This window comes from Micromonospora sp. U56 (assembly GCF_018070095.1).
Lineage (GTDB): Bacteria > Actinomycetota > Actinomycetes > Mycobacteriales > Micromonosporaceae > Micromonospora > Micromonospora purpureochromogenes.
The window spans coordinates 1-14818 of sequence record NZ_JAGPYL010000145.1 but is presented as its reverse complement, the minus strand read 5'-3'; the positions used below and the strand labels follow the sequence as shown (position 1 = coordinate 14818).

At 73.5% G+C, this 14818-nt stretch carries 11 protein-coding genes and 1 pseudogene; 8 read left to right on the top strand and 4 right to left on the bottom strand.

Annotation, left to right across the window (positions count from 1 at the left end):
- Nucleotides 1-622: 622 nt before the first annotated feature.
- Entirely contained in the window at nt 623-1906 is a 1284-nt protein-coding gene (tyrS, locus tag KBX37_RS30110; protein WP_210779258.1) for a tyrosine--tRNA ligase, read from the bottom strand.
- Between the two features lie 106 nt (nt 1907-2012).
- Between tyrS and KBX37_RS30105 the strand changes: the two genes are divergently transcribed.
- The 3 genes from KBX37_RS30105 to KBX37_RS30095 all read left to right on the top strand — a co-directional run bounded on the left by KBX37_RS30105 (nt 2013) and on the right by KBX37_RS30095 (nt 4087).
- Entirely contained in the window at nt 2013-2396 is a 384-nt protein-coding gene (locus tag KBX37_RS30105) for a PaaI family thioesterase (RefSeq protein ID WP_172894699.1), read from the top strand.
- Nucleotides 2397-2483: 87 nt separating this feature from the next.
- Nucleotides 2484-3710, top strand: a complete 1227-nt coding sequence (locus KBX37_RS30100) for an NRAMP family divalent metal transporter (protein ID WP_210779256.1) — start codon at nt 2484-2486, stop codon at nt 3708-3710.
- Nucleotides 3707-4087, top strand: a complete 381-nt coding sequence (locus KBX37_RS30095; protein WP_210779255.1) for a hypothetical protein — start codon at nt 3707-3709, stop codon at nt 4085-4087. The genes KBX37_RS30100 and KBX37_RS30095 overlap by 4 nt, the downstream gene beginning before the upstream one ends.
- Nucleotides 4088-4628: 541 nt before the next feature.
- Here KBX37_RS30095 and KBX37_RS30090 read toward each other — a convergent pair.
- The 3 genes and pseudogenes from KBX37_RS30090 to KBX37_RS30080 all read right to left on the bottom strand — a co-directional run.
- Nucleotides 4629-5891, bottom strand: a pseudogene (locus tag KBX37_RS30090) (hemolysin family protein); the annotation flags it as partial.
- Nucleotides 5892-6018: 127 nt separating this feature from the next.
- Complete coding sequence (locus KBX37_RS30085) at nt 6019-6651, bottom strand: hypothetical protein (RefSeq protein WP_210779254.1); 633 nt, start codon at nt 6649-6651, stop codon at nt 6019-6021.
- Nucleotides 6652-6661: 10 nt separating this feature from the next.
- On the bottom strand, nt 6662-7165 hold the full coding sequence (locus KBX37_RS30080) for a GNAT family N-acetyltransferase (protein ID WP_210779253.1): 504 nt from the start codon (nt 7163-7165) through the stop codon (nt 6662-6664).
- A gap of 140 nt (nt 7166-7305) precedes the next feature.
- On the opposite strand from KBX37_RS30080, the gene ppdK reads away from it, so the two are divergent.
- From ppdK to pflA, 5 genes are all read left to right on the top strand, one after another.
- Nucleotides 7306-9966 carry a pyruvate, phosphate dikinase gene (gene ppdK, locus KBX37_RS30075; protein WP_210779252.1) on the top strand — a complete coding sequence of 887 codons (2661 nt, stop codon included), beginning with the start codon at nt 7306-7308 and terminating at the stop codon, nt 9964-9966.
- Between the two features lie 11 nt (nt 9967-9977).
- On the top strand, nt 9978-10427 hold the full coding sequence (locus KBX37_RS30070) for a hypothetical protein (RefSeq protein WP_210779251.1): 450 nt from the start codon (nt 9978-9980) through the stop codon (nt 10425-10427).
- Between the two features lie 180 nt (nt 10428-10607).
- Complete coding sequence (gene adhP / locus KBX37_RS30065; RefSeq protein ID WP_210779250.1) at nt 10608-11618, top strand: alcohol dehydrogenase AdhP; 1011 nt, start codon at nt 10608-10610, stop codon at nt 11616-11618.
- Nucleotides 11619-11704: 86 nt separating this feature from the next.
- Nucleotides 11705-13948 carry a formate C-acetyltransferase gene (gene pflB, locus KBX37_RS30060; RefSeq protein ID WP_210779249.1) on the top strand — a complete coding sequence of 748 codons (2244 nt, stop codon included), beginning with the start codon at nt 11705-11707 and terminating at the stop codon, nt 13946-13948.
- Nucleotides 13945-14802: a pyruvate formate-lyase-activating protein gene (gene pflA / locus KBX37_RS30055; protein ID WP_374103925.1), complete on the top strand. Its 858-nt coding sequence runs from the start codon at nt 13945-13947 to the stop codon at nt 14800-14802. The genes pflB and pflA overlap by 4 nt, the downstream gene beginning before the upstream one ends.
- The last annotated feature ends 16 nt before the right edge of the window (nt 14803-14818 follow it).

Here is a 14818-nt window from a genome sequence, read left to right as displayed (position 1 = left end):
TTCAAGCACCCTGTTGAGTTCTCAAAGAACAACCACACACCACCCGAAAGCCCCACATCCGTGGAACCCCCGACCTGGGGCATTTCCGCTCTGACGCGACCGGCGCTTCCGCGCCGGGCACTTTTACTACGCTACCCGCCGATATCCGCCGTGTCAAACCGCTCTATCGCGATCCACACCACTTCCACCACAATTACGGGCACCACAAAACCACCGGCTCTCACCGCTGTCCTCATGGCTTCCGACAGGCCGGCCGCCGCGGTCTCCCGCACGCACGCCCGGTTCCCTACCGGCGATGAACCATACCCGGTCGGCTCCGCCTCACCAAATCCGCCTCGCAGCGTCTTCGGGGCACCGCCCGATCCAAGCTCACATGGGACTCAACCCATCCGACCCCGGAGTCATTCCCGCACTCCCACCGGCTTTCGCAAGCCCCGGAAGAGCCCGGTCCAGGACCGTACCGGATAGCAACCCGGCCGACCCCCAGACCATTCCCGCGCCCGGCCTACCAGGTCTTTCGCCTGTTTCGTCCGTTCCGCGCTGGCAGAGAGAAAGGTACGCGCCCGGCGAGTTGATCGTCAACTCGGCCGGGCGCGTCCCCCGTCACACCATCAAGCGGCGACTATCCGCGCAGCTCAACCCCCGCGAACGACCGCTTGCCGCGGCGCAGCACCAGGTACCGGCCGTGCAGCAGGTCCTCCGGCGCGACCGTCGCGTCCACCTCGGTCACCCGGGAGTTGTTGACGTAGGCGCCGCCCTCGGCGATCACCCGCCGCGCCTCCTTGAGACTCGGCACCAGGCCGGAGTCGCGCAGCAGCCCGGCCACGTCGGGCAGCTCATCCAGGTGGACCAGGCCGGCCTCGGTCAGCGCGGCGCGTAGCGTCTCGGGCGTCAGCTCGTCGAGCGACCCCCGGCCGAAGAGCGCCTGACTGGCGGCGACGGCCTGGGCCATCTCCCGCTCGCCGTGGACCAGGGTGGTCAGCTCCTCCGCGAGGGCCCGCTGGGCCGTCCGGGCGGCCGGCCGCTCGGCGGTCTCCTTCTCCAGCGCCTCGATCTCCTCGCGGGAGCGGAAGCTGAAGTAGCGCAGGTAGCGGGTGACGTCCCGGTCGTCGGCGTTGACCCAGAACTGGTAGAAGGCGTACGGGCTGGTCATCTCCGGGTCGAGCCAGACCGCACCGGTCTCGCTCTTGCCGAACTTGGTGCCGTCCGACTTGGTCACCAGCGGGGTGGTGAAGGCCTCCACCGGGCCGGCGCCCCGCCGCCGCACGTAGTCGACGCCGGCGGTGATGTTGCCCCACTGGTCGGAGCCGCCGTACTGGAGCTGGCAGCCGTGCCGGCGGTGCAGTTCGAAGAAGTCGTTGGCCTGCAGCAGCTGGTAGCTGAACTCGGTGAAGCTGATGCCGGTCTCCAGCCGGGCCTTGACCACCTCCCGGGCGAGCATCTTGTTCACCGGGAAGTGCTTGCCGACGTCGCGGAGGAACTCGACCACCGACATCTCGCCGGTCCAGTCCAGGTTGTTGACCAGCCGCGCGGCGTTCTCCCCGGTGTACGAGACGAAGGGCGCGAGCTGATCGTGGATCCGCTGAACCCAGCCGGCGATGACCTCGGGCGGGTTGAGGGTGCGCTCGGCGCTCTCCTTGGGGTCGCCGATCTGCCCGGTGGCGCCGCCGACCAGCAGCAGCGGCCGGTGCCCGGCGAGCTGGAGCCGGCGGGCCATCACGACCTGCATGAGGTTGCCGACGTGCAGGCTGGGGGCGGTCGGGTCGAAGCCCACATAGAAGGTGGCGGTCCCGCCGTCGAGCAGCTCGCGCAGCTCGTCGAGGCCGGTCGAATCCTGGATCAGGCCCCGCCACCGCAGGTCTTCGGTCAGGGAGTCCCGCCCCGGCGGGAGGTTGCTGTCGGTCACGGTCACCGATTCTCCCCCATGCCGGGCACCGGACCGTACCGGGTTTGGTCGTTCCGGCGGTTGACTAGGCTGGCGGCTCCGCGAAACGAGGAGGAATGTCGTGGAGATGCCGGACCTGACGGGCGGCCTGGTCGCCTTGCTCGGGCTGAAGCTGGACGAGGTCGGTCCCGACCGGGTGGTCATCCGCTGGGAGGTCCGCCCCGAGCTGCACCAGCCGTTCGGCATCCAGCACGGCGGCGTGTACTGCGCGGTGGTGGAGACGGCGGCGAGCGTCGGCGGGTCGATCTGGCTCGGCGGGCGCGGCACCGTGGTCGGCGTGTCCAACCAGACGGACTTCCTCCGCGCGGTCCGCGACGGCGAGCTGACCGCCGTCGGCACTCCGGTGCACCGCGGTCGGAGCCAGCAGCTCTGGCAGGTGGAGATCACCGACGGGGAGGGCCGGCTGGTCTCGCGCGGCCAGGTCCGCCTGCAGAACCTGACCGCCGGCTGACCGACCGGGCCTGCCCGGTTTGTCGGGAAAGTGGGTCCGCGCGCCGCTATCGTCGGCCTCGATGACGCCGGCCGACGCGTACCTGAGGTGAAGAAGCTGCTGGCCGCCACGCTCGGCGTGCTGTCGGCCGTCGGCGGTTTCGTCGACATCGGCGACCTCGTGGCGGCGAGCCAGGCGGGCGCCCGCTTCGGCATGGGGCACGCCTGGGTGCTGGTGGCCGGGGTGGTCGGCATCTGCGCGTACGCGGAGATGGCCGGCCGGATCGCGGCGGTGAGCGGCCGGGCGGTGTTCGACCTGGTCCGGGAGCGGCTCGGGCCGCGCGTCGCGCTGCTCAACCTGGTCGCCTCCTACCTGGTCACGGTGCTCACCCTGGCCGCCGAGCTGGGTGGGGTGGCGCTCGCCCTGCACCTGGCCTCGCGGGTGAGCTACCTGCTGTGGGTGCCGGTGGCCGCGTTCGGGGTCTGGCTGGTGCTCTGGCGGATGCGCTTCCAGCTGATGGAGCGGGTCTTCGGGCTGGCCGGCCTGGCCCTGGTGGTGTTCGCGGTGGCGCTGTTCCGGCTGCCGACCGACTGGGGCGCGCTGGCCCGGGGCGCGCTGCACCCCGGCGCGGCCGGGCAGGGCTGGGCGGCGTACTGGTTCGTGGCGGTGGCGTTGTTCGCCTCCACGGTCAGCCCGTACGAGGTGTTCTTCTTCTCCTCGGGCGGGGTGGAGGAGAAGTGGAGCGCCGCGGACCTGGCCGACGCCCGGGCGAGCGTGCTGGTCGGCTTCCCCGTGGGCGGGTTCCTCGCCCTGTCGCTGGTGGCCACCGCCGCGGTCGTCTTCCACCCGACGGGGACCTCGCTGTCGACGCTCGACCAGGTGGCCGCGCCGGCGGTCATCGCGTTCGGCGGGGTGGGGCTGGCGATCGCCGCGCTGGCGTTCTTCGCGGTCACCTTCGGCGCCGCGCTGGAGACGGGGCTGTCGGCGGCGTACACGGCGGCGCAGTACTTCGGCTGGCAGTGGGGCAAGCGGGTCAGCCCTCGGGACGCGGCCCGCTTCCACAGCGTGCTGCTGGTCAGCGTGCTGCTCGGGGTGCTGGTGCTCCTCACCTCGGTCGACCCGGTGCGGCTGACCGAGTACATGCTGGTGGTCAGCGCGGTGGCGCTGCCGCTGACGTACCTGCCGATCCTGATCGTGGCCAACGACCGGACGTACCTGGGGGACCGGGTCAACGGGCCGGCGCTGAACCTGCTCGGCGCGGTGTTCCTGGTGGTGATCGTGGCGGCGTCGGTGGCCGCGATCCCGCTCGCCGTCACGACGGGGATGGGCCGATGAGGCTCCAGTTGGGCCGGCAGCTGCTGGACCGGCAGATCGTGGACCGCGACGGCCTGCTGGTCGGCAAGGTCGACGACGTGGAGTTCGCCGTCGACGCCGACGGGTTCCCGTACGTGGCCTTCCTGCTCACCGGCCAGGCGGCGCTCGCCCGGCGGATCGGTGGGCGGACGGGCCGGTTCCTGGTCGCGGTCGCCGACCGGCTCGCCGACGATCCGCCCGTGCGGCCGCTGCGGATCCCGTTCGCCCAGGTCACCCGGATCGACAGCGCGGTACGGCTGCGCATCCGCGCGGACGAGTTGCCCCGGCCGTCGGCGGAGGCCTGGCTGCGCCGGCACCTGATCGACCGGATCCCGGGAGCCGACCGTGCGAGCGGGTGAGCTGCTCGGCCGCGCCGCGTACGACCTGCACGGCCGGCGGCTCGGCCGGGTGGTGGACGTGGTGGTGCGCGGGGGCTTCCCGGACGGCCGGCTCCGGCTGACCGACGTGATCGTCACCCGGCACTGGTGGAGCCGGGTGGTGGGGCGGTTGATCGGGGCGGAGCGGCACCCGTCGGGGCCGTGGGCGATCCGGGTGGTGGCGCGGGCGCTGAGCCGAGGCAGCCGGCAGCTCCCCGCCGACCAGGTGCAGCTCCTGCCGCCGGTGCCCGGCTTCCCCTTCGGTGGCCCGCCGCCCTGAGCCGGTCCGACCGGGCCCGGCCCGCGCGGGGCGGCCGTCGCCCGCTCCCCCGCCCGTGTCGCCCGGCCGCGGGGCCCGCGCGGCCCGGCCGGCGCCCACTCCCCGCCGTGCCGCCGGCCGCGCGGACGGCCGGCGCGGACGGCCGGCGCGCCGGTGGACGCCCGGCCGCCGGTCGGGTCCGCTGCGGGCCTCGTCCAGGAGCTGTTCCTCCTGGTCGGTGCCCTCGTCGGCGGGCGGGGCGACGCGGCGCAGCCGGACCTGGGTGATCGCGCGGTGGTCGATCGCGCACACCTCCAGTTCCCAGGCGTCGATGGTGACGCTCTCCCCCGCGACGGTGGGAATGTGCCCGAGGCAGGCCAGCACCATGCCGGCGACGGTGGTGTAGTCGCCGGCCGGGCGGGCGGGCACCTCGACACCGATGTCGGGCAGGTCGTGCACGGGGAAGGTGCCGCGCAGCAGCAGCGCGCCGTCGGCCTCGGTGCGCACCGATCGGACGTCCCGGTCGGTCTCGTCGTAGATCTCCCCGACGATCTCCTCGAGGATGTCCTCCAGGGTGACGATCCCGTCGACGGCGCCGCGCTCGTCCACCACCAGGGCGATGTGCTGCCGCTCCGCCTTGAACTGGCGCAGCGCGTCCACCACCGGCAGCGAGTCGGGCAGCAGCATGGGCGGGCGGGCGCACTCGTCGACCGGGCGGTCGTCGGGGACGCCGACGAGGTCACGGAGGTGGATCACGCCGACCGCGTCGTCCAGGCCGCCGTGCCGGACCACCGGGGCCCGGGAGTGGCCGGTAGCGGCCAGCAGCAGCCGGGCGGCCTCCGCGGTGGTCCCGCTGTCGAGCGTGAAGACCTGCAACCGGGGTACGAGGACCGCCCGGAGCTGCCGGTCGGCGATCTCCACCGCGCCGGCGATGATGGTGCGCTGCTCCTTGGTGAAGCCGTGGTTGCCGGCGACGATGTCGCGCAGCTCGTCCGGGCCGATCTCCTCGGGCTGGTGCTTCGGGTTGAGCCCGACCAGGCGGACCACCAGGTCGCTGGTGGCGCCGAGGGCCCAGACGGCCGGCCGGGTGACGGTGGCCAGCAGGTCCAGCGGGCGGGCCACCAGCAGTGCCCACCGCTCGGCGGACTGCATGGCGATCCGCTTCGGCGCCAGCTCGCCGAAGACCAGGGTGACGAAGGTCAGCGCCAGGGTGACCACCACGATGGCGACCGTCTCGGCGGCGCCGCCGAAGAACCCGAGCAGCGGAACCAGGGGCTTGGCCAGCGAGACCGCCGCGGCGGCGGAGGCCAGGAAACCGGCCAGCGTGATGCCGATCTGGATGGTGGCGAGGAACCGGTTCGGGTCCTTGGCGAGGCGGGCCAGCACCTGCCCGGCCCGGCTGGCGCGTTCCAGCCGCTGCACCTGGCTGTCGCGCAGCGACACCAGCGCCATCTCGCTGCCCGCGAAGATCGCGTTCAGGACCACCAGGACTCCGACCAGGGCCAGTTGGCTCCAGTAGCTCTGCACGCCCGGTTCTCTCCTCACGCGACCGGCGCCGGCCGCCGTGGCCGACACCGCCGGACGGAGGACCCGACCGGCGTAGGCCTGTCAGTGCCCAGCGCGGACCCGGGTGAATCCTCCGGGCGGGTGCCGCCTACGCCGGAGTGGAGGTCGGCAGGTCCAGCACGTACGAGCCGCCCTCGGGGCGGAAACCGAGCCGGTGGTAGTAGGGGGCGACCATGCCGGGCGGGCTGACCACCCGGCGGAAGCCCCGGTCGGTGAACAGGCTGCTGCGGCGGTAGACGAACTCCCCCGGGGTGAAGTCGCGGAACCGCTGGGTGACGTAGTCCAGGTCGATCTGGGCCACCCCGTCGGGTTCGGCGTGCGAGAGCACCACGCCGACCACCTCGTCGGCGCGGACCACCAGGAACGCCGACCGCTCGGCGGCGGGCGCCGGCCACCGGAAGTCGGGGTTGAACCGGGCGATATCGGCGGCGTGCACCCGCAGTGTGTGCGCCAGGAACTGGTCGTCGACGCCCACCTCGACCACCTGGTAGGTCTCCTCGTCGTGCCGGGTGGCCAGCATCTTCCGCAGGTACCACACGTTGATCACGGCGAGCACCACGTTCAGGCCGACCATGGGCCACACGTGCAGCGAAGCGTTGTAGCCGATGAGGATCAGGCAGCCGACGAGGTTGAGCGCGCGCAGCCGCAGGATGCGCGTCTGCAGCAGGGACCAGACCAGCAGCGCGGAGCCGGCCCAGCCGACGAGTTCCAACCAGTTCACCCCGGGGACACTAGTGGTTGCCCTGGTCAGCCCCCTGGGCGGGCAGCTCCAGCACCCATTCCGCCACCTCCGTGCCGCGGCCGGCGGCGTACCCGGAGTCCTCGCCGATTACGACGAAGCCGCACTTGCGCAGCACGGCGAGGGAGGCGCGGTTGTCCTTGGCGGCGCGGGCGTGCACCGGCCGCTGCGGCAGCTCGCGCAGCAGCGCGGTCAGCGCGGCGGTGGCGTACCCCCGGCCCCAGCGGGTCGGGTCGATCCAGTAGCTGACCTCGGTGCGTTCCTCGACCGGGAAGGCGCTCACGTGCCCCACCACCTCGCCGCCGACGGTGACGGCGCGCACCACGATCCGCGGGTCGGCGCGGATCCGCGACCAGTGCGCGTCGAAGGCCGCCCGGTCGGCCGGGTCGGCGGGGCCGAAGGCGGCCATCCAGTTCGCCTGCGGATCCTGCTGGTGGGCGAAGAGCACGGGCAGGTCGTCGTCGCGCACCGGGCGCAGCTGAAGGTCGGCGGTCACGTCCCCGGACGATACGCACCCGCTCCGACAACCCGGGCCCTCTGGCCCGGCGCACGTACCGTCCGGCCCTGCCGGCGCGGCCCGGCGCATTGGTACCAACGGATGGAGAGGTCCGTGCGGCACGAGTGGAGGCCAGGGTCATGCCCAAGTACGTCTACGACTTCATCGAAGGTGACCGCGGCAGGGCCGAGCTGCTGGGCGGCAAGGGCGCCAACCTGAGCGAGATGACCCGACTGGGCCTGCCCGTGCCGCCGGGATTCACCATCAGCACCGACGCCTGCCGGGCGTACCTGCGGACCGGCTCGCCGCCGGACGGGCTCTTCGACGAGGTGAACGCCCACCTGCGGGAGGTGGAGGCCCGGCTGGACCGGTGGCTCGGCGACCCGCACGACCCGCTGCTGCTGGCGGTCCGTTCCGGCGGCCGGTACTCGATGCCGGGGATGATGGAGACGATCCTGGACATCGGGTTGAACGACGCCACCGTCGGGGGGCTGGCCGCGCGCAGCGGCGACGAGCGGTTCGCCTGGGACTCGTACCGGCGGCTGATCCAGATGTTCGGCCGGACGGTGTACGGGGTGCCGGCCGAGGAGTTCGAGCGTGAGCTGGCCGCGTTGCGTGCCACCGCCGGGGCGGCCGGGCCGAGCGCCGAGCAGCTGCGCGACCTGGTGGAGACGTACAAGAAGATCTTCGCCCGGCAGGTGGGGCACGATTTCCCGCAGGCCCCGCACGAGCAGCTCTACCTGGCCATCCGGTCGGTGTTCGAGTCGTGGAACGCCGAGCGCGCCCGGATCTACCGCCGGCAGGAGCGCATCCCGGACGACCTGGGCACCGCGGTCAACGTGATGGCGATGGTCTTCGGCAACCTCGGCCTCGGCTCGGGCACCGGGGTGGCGTTCACCCGGGACCCGGCCACCGGCGCGCCCGGGGTGTACGGCGACTACCTGGCCGACGCGCAGGGCGAGGACGTGGTCGCCGGCATCCGCAACACCCTGCCCCTGCCCGAGCTGGAGCGGATCGACCCGGCCAGCTTCCGCCGACTGACGGAGATCATGGCGACGCTGGAGCGGCACTACCGCGATCTGTGCGACATCGAGTTCACCATCGAGCGCGGCAAGCTGTGGATGTTGCAGACCCGGGTCGGCAAGCGCACCGCCGCCGCCGCGTTCGTGATCGCCGCGCAACTCGTCGACGAGGGGCTGATCACCCTGGACGAGGCGCTGCTGCGGGTCACCGGTGGGCAGCTGGCCCAACTGATGTTCCCGGCCTTCGACACCTCGGGCGCGCCGGAGCCGCTCGCGGTCGGGGTGGGCGCCTCCCCGGGGGCCGCGGTGGGGCGGGTGGTCTTCGACTCCGCTGCCGCGGCGGCCGCCGACGCACCGGTGATCCTGGTCCGTGCGGAGACAAACCCGGACGACCTGCCCGGCATGGTCGCCGCGGTCGGGGTGCTCACCTCGCGGGGCGGGAAGACCTCGCACGCCGCCGTGGTGGCGCGGGGCATGGGCCGCACCTGTGTCTGCGGCGCGGGCGCGTTGCGCGTCGACCCGGAGCGGGGCGAGTTCACCGTCGACGACCGGGTGATCCGCGCCGGCGACGTGATCTCCATCGACGGGACCACCGGACGCGTCTACGCGGGCGAGGTGCCGGTGCAGCCCTCCCCCGTCGCCCGCTACCTCGCCGGCGAACTGGAGCCGCAGGCCGATCCGCTGGTCGCGGCGGTGCACCGGCTGCTCGGCCACGCCGACGCGGTGCGCCGGCTCGGCGTACGGGCCAACGCGGACACCGGGGCGGACGCCCGCCGGGCCCGCCAGTTCGGCGCGACCGGCATCGGGTTGTGCCGCACCGAGCACATGTTCCTCGGCGAGCGGCGGCAGCTGGTGGAGCGGCTGATCCTGGCCGACGGACCGGCGGAGGTGGCCGCCGCGCTGGACGCGCTGCTGCCGTTGCAGCGGGCCGACTTCGTGGAAATCCTGGCGGCGATGGACGGCCTGCCGGTGACCATCCGGCTGATCGACCCGCCGCTGCACGAGTTCCTGCCCCCGCTGCACGAGCTGACCGCTCGGGTGGCCCGGGCCGAGGCGCGGGGCGAGGACCCGGGGCGCGACGGCCGGCTGCTGGTCGCGGTCCGCCGGATGCACGAGTCGAACCCGATGCTCGGCCTGCGCGGCGTGCGCCTCGGGCTGGTCGTCCCGGGGCTGTTCGCCATGCAGGTCCGGGCCGTCGCCGAGGCGGCGGCGCAGCGGATCCACGACGGCGGCGACCCGCGACCGGAGATCATGGTGCCGCTGGTCGGCGACGTGAAGGAGCTGGCCGCGGTGCGGGTCGAGGCGGAACGCGTCCTGGCGGAGGTGCCGGCCGCGCCGGCCATCCCGATCGGCACGATGATCGAGGTGCCCCGGGCGGCGCTGACCGCCGGCGACATCGCCGCCGAGGCGCACTTCTTCTCCTTCGGCACCAACGACCTGACCCAGACCGCCTGGGCGTTCTCCCGCGACGACGTGGAGGGATCGTTCTTCAGCGCGTACCTGGAGCGGGGGATCTTCCCGGTCTCGCCGTTCGAGACCATCGACGCCAAGGGCGTCGGGCGGTTGGTCCGGCTGGCCGTGGCCGAGGGACGGGCCACCCGGCCCGAGCTGACCATCGGGGTCTGCGGCGAGCACGGCGGCGACCCGGACTCGGTGGCCTTCTTCGCCGACGCCGGACTGGACTACGTCTCCTGTTCGCCCTACCGGGTGCCGATCGCCCGGCTGGCCGCCGGGCGCGCCGCCGTCGACCCCACCACCGGCACGTCCGACTCCCGTTAGGAGGCAGTCCGATGACCGCGATTCTCAACCCGACCGGCCCCGCCCCGCTGAGCCCGCCGCAGCGGCGGGCATCCGAGCCGGCAGCGGTGCCCGTGTCGCCCGTACCGGTGGGGCCGGTGCTGGAGTTGCCCGGCACGCCGGCGGCCGCGCTGGTGCCGGTCACCCGCGCCGGCCGGGCGGTCGGAGCGTTCGTGCTGACCGGCGGGCATGTCCGCTACCGGGCGTTGCCCGACCCGGACCAGGTGCTCGCGGCGGCGGCGGGAGTGCTCGCCAACGGGCTGGTCACGGCCGCCGTGGCGGTGGCCAGCCGACGCCGGCCGCCGGCGATCGGCGCGGTGACCATGGGACCCGGCGGCTGGGTCAGCCTGCGCGGCACCCGCGCCCCGGCGCTGCGCCCGACCCGACCCCGGCCGTGGTGGGCCCGCGTGCTGCGGGCACACCGCCTGGTCGTCGACCCCTGACCCGCACACCCCTCCCACGCCACGCCGCGCGCCATGGCGCGCGGCGTGGCGGCACCTCTCCGGTAGGCCGAGCGGTGGGGTCTTTGGTCCCGGACATCGCCGGTCCTGCGCCCCTGCCGGCTCCGACCACAGCGGACGAGGCTGGTGGTGCGAGCGAACACCGGACCAAGGAGGCCCCCGATGCGCGCAACCGTCGTCACCTCGTTCGATCAGCCGCTGGAGATCATCGACCGCCCCGTGTCGGAGCCCGGCCCAGGCGAGATCCTGGTCCGGATCGAGGCGAGCGGGCTGTGCCACACCGACATCCACGCCGCCCACGGCGACTGGCCGGTCAAGCCGAACCCGCCGTTCGTACCCGGCCACGAAGGCGTCGGCGTCGTCGAGCGGGTCGGTCCGGGCGTCACCGAGCACGCCGTCGGGCACCGGGTGGCCCTGCCCTGGCTCGGCTGGGCCTGCGGCACCTGCGAGTACTGCGTCACCGGCTGGGAGACGCTGTGCGAGTCGCAGCGCAACACCGGCTACGCGGTGGACGGCGCGCACGCCGAGTACGCCGTCGCGTCGGCCCGCTACGCGGTACGCGTGCCCGACGGGCTGGACCCGTTCGAGGCGGCGCCGCTGACCTGCGCGGGCGTCACCACGTACAAGGCGGTGAAGGTGGCCGGGGTGCGACCCGGCGACCGGGTGGCGATCTTCGGCATCGGCGGCCTCGGGCACCTCGCCCAGCAGTACGCGCAGCTCTTCGGCGGCGAGACCGTCGCCGTCGACGTGACGGCGGACAAGCTGGACCTGGCCACCGCCCTCGGCGCCACCCACACGGTCGACGCGGCCGCGACCGACCCGGTCCAGGCGATCACCGCACTCGGCGGGGTGGACGTCGCGATCGTGCTCGCCGCCAGCCCCGCCGTGATCGAGCAGGCGCACCGCTGCCTGCGGCGGGGCGGCCGGCTGGTGCTGGTGTCGCTGCCGAAGGAGAACGGGTTCACCCTGCCGGTCTTCGAGACCGTCCTCAAGGGCATCACGGTGATCGGCTCGATCGTCGGCACCCGGGCCGATCTGGCCGAGGTGTTCCGGCTGCACGCGGCCGGACGCACCCGGGTCAGCTACGAGGTCCGCAAGCTCGACGAGATCAACGAGGCCGTCGCGGAGGTGCTGGCCGGCCGGGTCACCGCCCGACTGGTGCTCCAGCCGTGACCGGTGTCCACCAGCCCACCCGCCCGCCGGTCGGACGGCCGGCGGGCGGCCCCGCCGCCGCGGCACCCAGCCCGGAAGGACCGGCCATGACCGACAGCACCCACCTCGACCCCTGGCGCGGCCTCGCCGGCACGGCCTGGCGGGACGGCGTGGACGTCGCCGACTTCGTCCGGGCCAACCACGAGCCGTACACCGGGGACGCCTCGTTCCTGACCGGGCCGACCTGCCGGACCCTGGAGGTGTGGGGCGCGCTGCGGAAGCTCTTCGTCGAAGAGCGCCGCCGGGGCGTCTACGACGTCGACGCGGCCACCCCGTCGACCATCACGGCGCACGCCCCCGGCTACGTCGACCGGGAGCGGGAACTGATCGTCGGCCTGCAGACCGACGCGCCGCTGCGCCGGGCCATCATGCCGGCCGGCGGGCTGCGGATGGTGGAGAACGCGCTGGCGGCGTACGGCTTCGCGGCCGATCCGCAGGTGCACCGGATCTTCACCACGTACCGCAAGACGCACAACGACGCGGTCTTCGACGCGTACCCGGCCGACGTGCTGGCGGCGCGGCGCTCGCACGTGATCACCGGGCTGCCCGACGCGTACGGGCGGGGGCGGATCATCGGCGACTACCGCCGGGTGGCGCTCTACGGCGTGGACCGGCTGATCGCCGAACGCCGGGCGCGCATGGCGGCCCTGGACGACCGGCCGTCGACCGACGAGGTGATCCGCGACCGGGAGGAGCTGGCCGAACAGATCCGCGCGCTGGGCGAGCTGACGGAGATGGCCGCCGGCTACGGGTACGACGTCTCCGCCCCGGCGACCTGCGGCCGGGAGGCGATCCAGTGGCTGTACTTCGCGTACCTGGCCGCGACGAAGGAGCAGAACGGTGCGGCGATGTCGCTCGGGCGCACCGCCGGCTTCATCGACGTCTATCTGCGCCGGGACCTGGCCGAGGGTCGGCTGACCGAGCTGGACGCCCAGGAGCTGGTCGACGACTTCGTGATCAAGCTGCGGATCATCCGGTTCCTGCGCACGCCCGAGTACGACCAGCTCTTCTCCGGCGACCCGACGTGGGTCACCGAGTCGCTGGGCGGGATGGGCGTCGACGGCCGGCCGCTGGTGACCCGGACCAGCTTCCGCTACCTGCAGACCCTCTACAACCTCGGCCCGGCGCCGGAGCCGAACCTCACCGTGCTCTGGTCGCCGCGGCTGCCCGCCGGGTTCAAGCGGTTCTGCGCCCAGGTGTCGTTGGACACCAGCGCCATCCAGTACGAGAACGACGAGCTGATCCGCCCGGCGTACGACGACGACACGGCTATCGCCTGCTGCGTGTCGGCGCTGCGGGTGGGCCGGGACATGCAATTCTTCGGCGCCCGGGCCAACCTGGCCAAGGCGCTGCTGTACGCGATCAACGGCGGCCGCGACGAGCTCACCGGCGAGCAGGTCGCCCCGGCGGTCGCGCCCGTCGGCGGCGAGACGCTGGACTACGACGAGGTGCTGGCCGCGTACGACCGGATGCTGGACTGGCTGGCCGAGACGTACGTGGACGCGCTGAACGTCATCCACCACCAGCACGACCGGTACGCGTACGAGCGGCTGGAGATGGCGCTGCACGACTACCCGGTGCGGCGGTTCATGGCCACCGGCATCGCCGGGCTGTCGGTGGCGGTCGACAGCCTCGCCGCGATCCGGTACGGCACGGTCAAGGTGCTGCGCGACGAGACCGGCCTGGCGATCGACTACGCGGTCGAGGGCGAGCACCCGACCTTCGGCAACAACGACGACCGGGCCGACGCCCTCGCGGTGTGGCTGGTGGAGACGTTCGCGGAGAAGCTGCGTCGGCAGCGCACCTACCGCGACGCGGAGCTGACCATGTCGGTGCTGACCATCACCTCCAACGTGGTGTACGGCCGGCACACCGGCAACACCCCGGACGGCCGGCGGGCCGGTGAGCCGTTCGCGCCGGGAGCGAACCCGATGAACGGCCGGGACACCCACGGCCTGGTGGCGGCCGCGCTGTCGGTGGCGAAGCTGCCGTACGACGCGGCCCGCGACGGCATGTCGCTGACCGGCACGGTCACCCCGGACGGGCTGGGGCGCACCCGACAGGAGCGGATCGACAACCTGGCCGGGGTGCTGGACGGCTACACCGACGCCGGCGGATTCCACCTGAACGTCAACGTGCTGGATCGGGCCACCCTGGTCGACGCGATGGCGCACCCGGAGCGGTACCCGCAGCTGACCGTACGGGTCTCCGGGTACGCGGTGAACTTCGTCCGGCTCACCCCCGAGCAGCAGCGGGACGTGGTGTCCCGGACCTTCCACGGGTCCCTGTGACCGTCCGGCCGCCGTCGCCGCCCGGGTCCCCCCGGCCCGGGCGGACCGGCGCGGGCTCGGCAGCGGCCACCCCGGCTGGCACCGAGCGGAGCGGGCCGGCCGGGGCGGAGCTGACCGGGGCGGAGCTGACCGGGGCCGTGCACTCCTGGGACGTCTCGGTCGGCGTGGACGGCCCGGGCACCCGCTTCGTGGCCTTCCTCGCCGGCTGCCCGCTGCGTTGCCGGTACTGCCACAGCCCGGACACCTGGTACCGGCGCAGTGGGCGGCACCGCACGGTGGACGACCTGATGACGGAGATCGAGCGGTACCGCCGGTTCATCTCGGTGGCCGGCGGCGGGGTCACGCTCAGCGGTGGCGAGCCGCTGATGCAGCCCCGGTTCACCGGCGAGGTGCTGCGCCGCTGCCACGCCCTCGGCCTGCACACCGCGCTGGACAGCTCCGGCTTCCTCGGCGTCCGCGCCGACGACGCCCTGCTCGACGCCACCGATCTGGTGCTGCTCGACGTCAAGTCCTGGGACCCGGCGACGTACCGCCGGGTGACGCGAACCGGGACCGTCGCGCCGACGCTGCGGTTCGGCCGCCGGCTGGCCGAGCGCGGCACGCCGATCTGGATCCGGTTCGTGCTGGTGCCCGGCCTGACCGACGCGGTGGAGAACGTGGCGGGCGTCGCCGACTTCGCCGCCGGCCTGGCCACCGTGCAGCGGGTCGAGGTGCTGCCGTTCCACCGCCTCGGCGCGCACAAGTACGCCGAGCTGGGGCTGACCTTCCCACTCGCGGACACCACGCCGCCCGGCCCGGAGCTGCTGGCGCGGGTACGCGCCCAGTTCGCCGAGCGGGCGCTGACCGTGTACTGACCGCGCCGGCTCGTCC

Bases quoted from the DNA above. Each gene is read 5' to 3' on its own strand.
- KBX37_RS30105 (WP_172894699.1), top strand. From the start codon at position 2,013: ATGCCGGACCTGACGGGCGGCCTGGTCGCCTTGCTCGGGCTGAAGCTG.
- KBX37_RS30095 (WP_210779255.1), top strand. From the start codon at position 3,707: ATGAGGCTCCAGTTGGGCCGGCAGCTGCTGGACCGGCAGATCGTGGAC.
- ppdK (WP_210779252.1), top strand. From the start codon at position 7,306: ATGCCCAAGTACGTCTACGACTTCATCGAAGGTGACCGCGGCAGGGCC.
- KBX37_RS30070 (WP_210779251.1), top strand. From the start codon at position 9,978: ATGACCGCGATTCTCAACCCGACCGGCCCCGCCCCGCTGAGCCCGCCG.
- adhP (WP_210779250.1), top strand. From the start codon at position 10,608: ATGCGCGCAACCGTCGTCACCTCGTTCGATCAGCCGCTGGAGATCATC.
- pflB (WP_210779249.1), top strand. From the start codon at position 11,705: ATGACCGACAGCACCCACCTCGACCCCTGGCGCGGCCTCGCCGGCACG.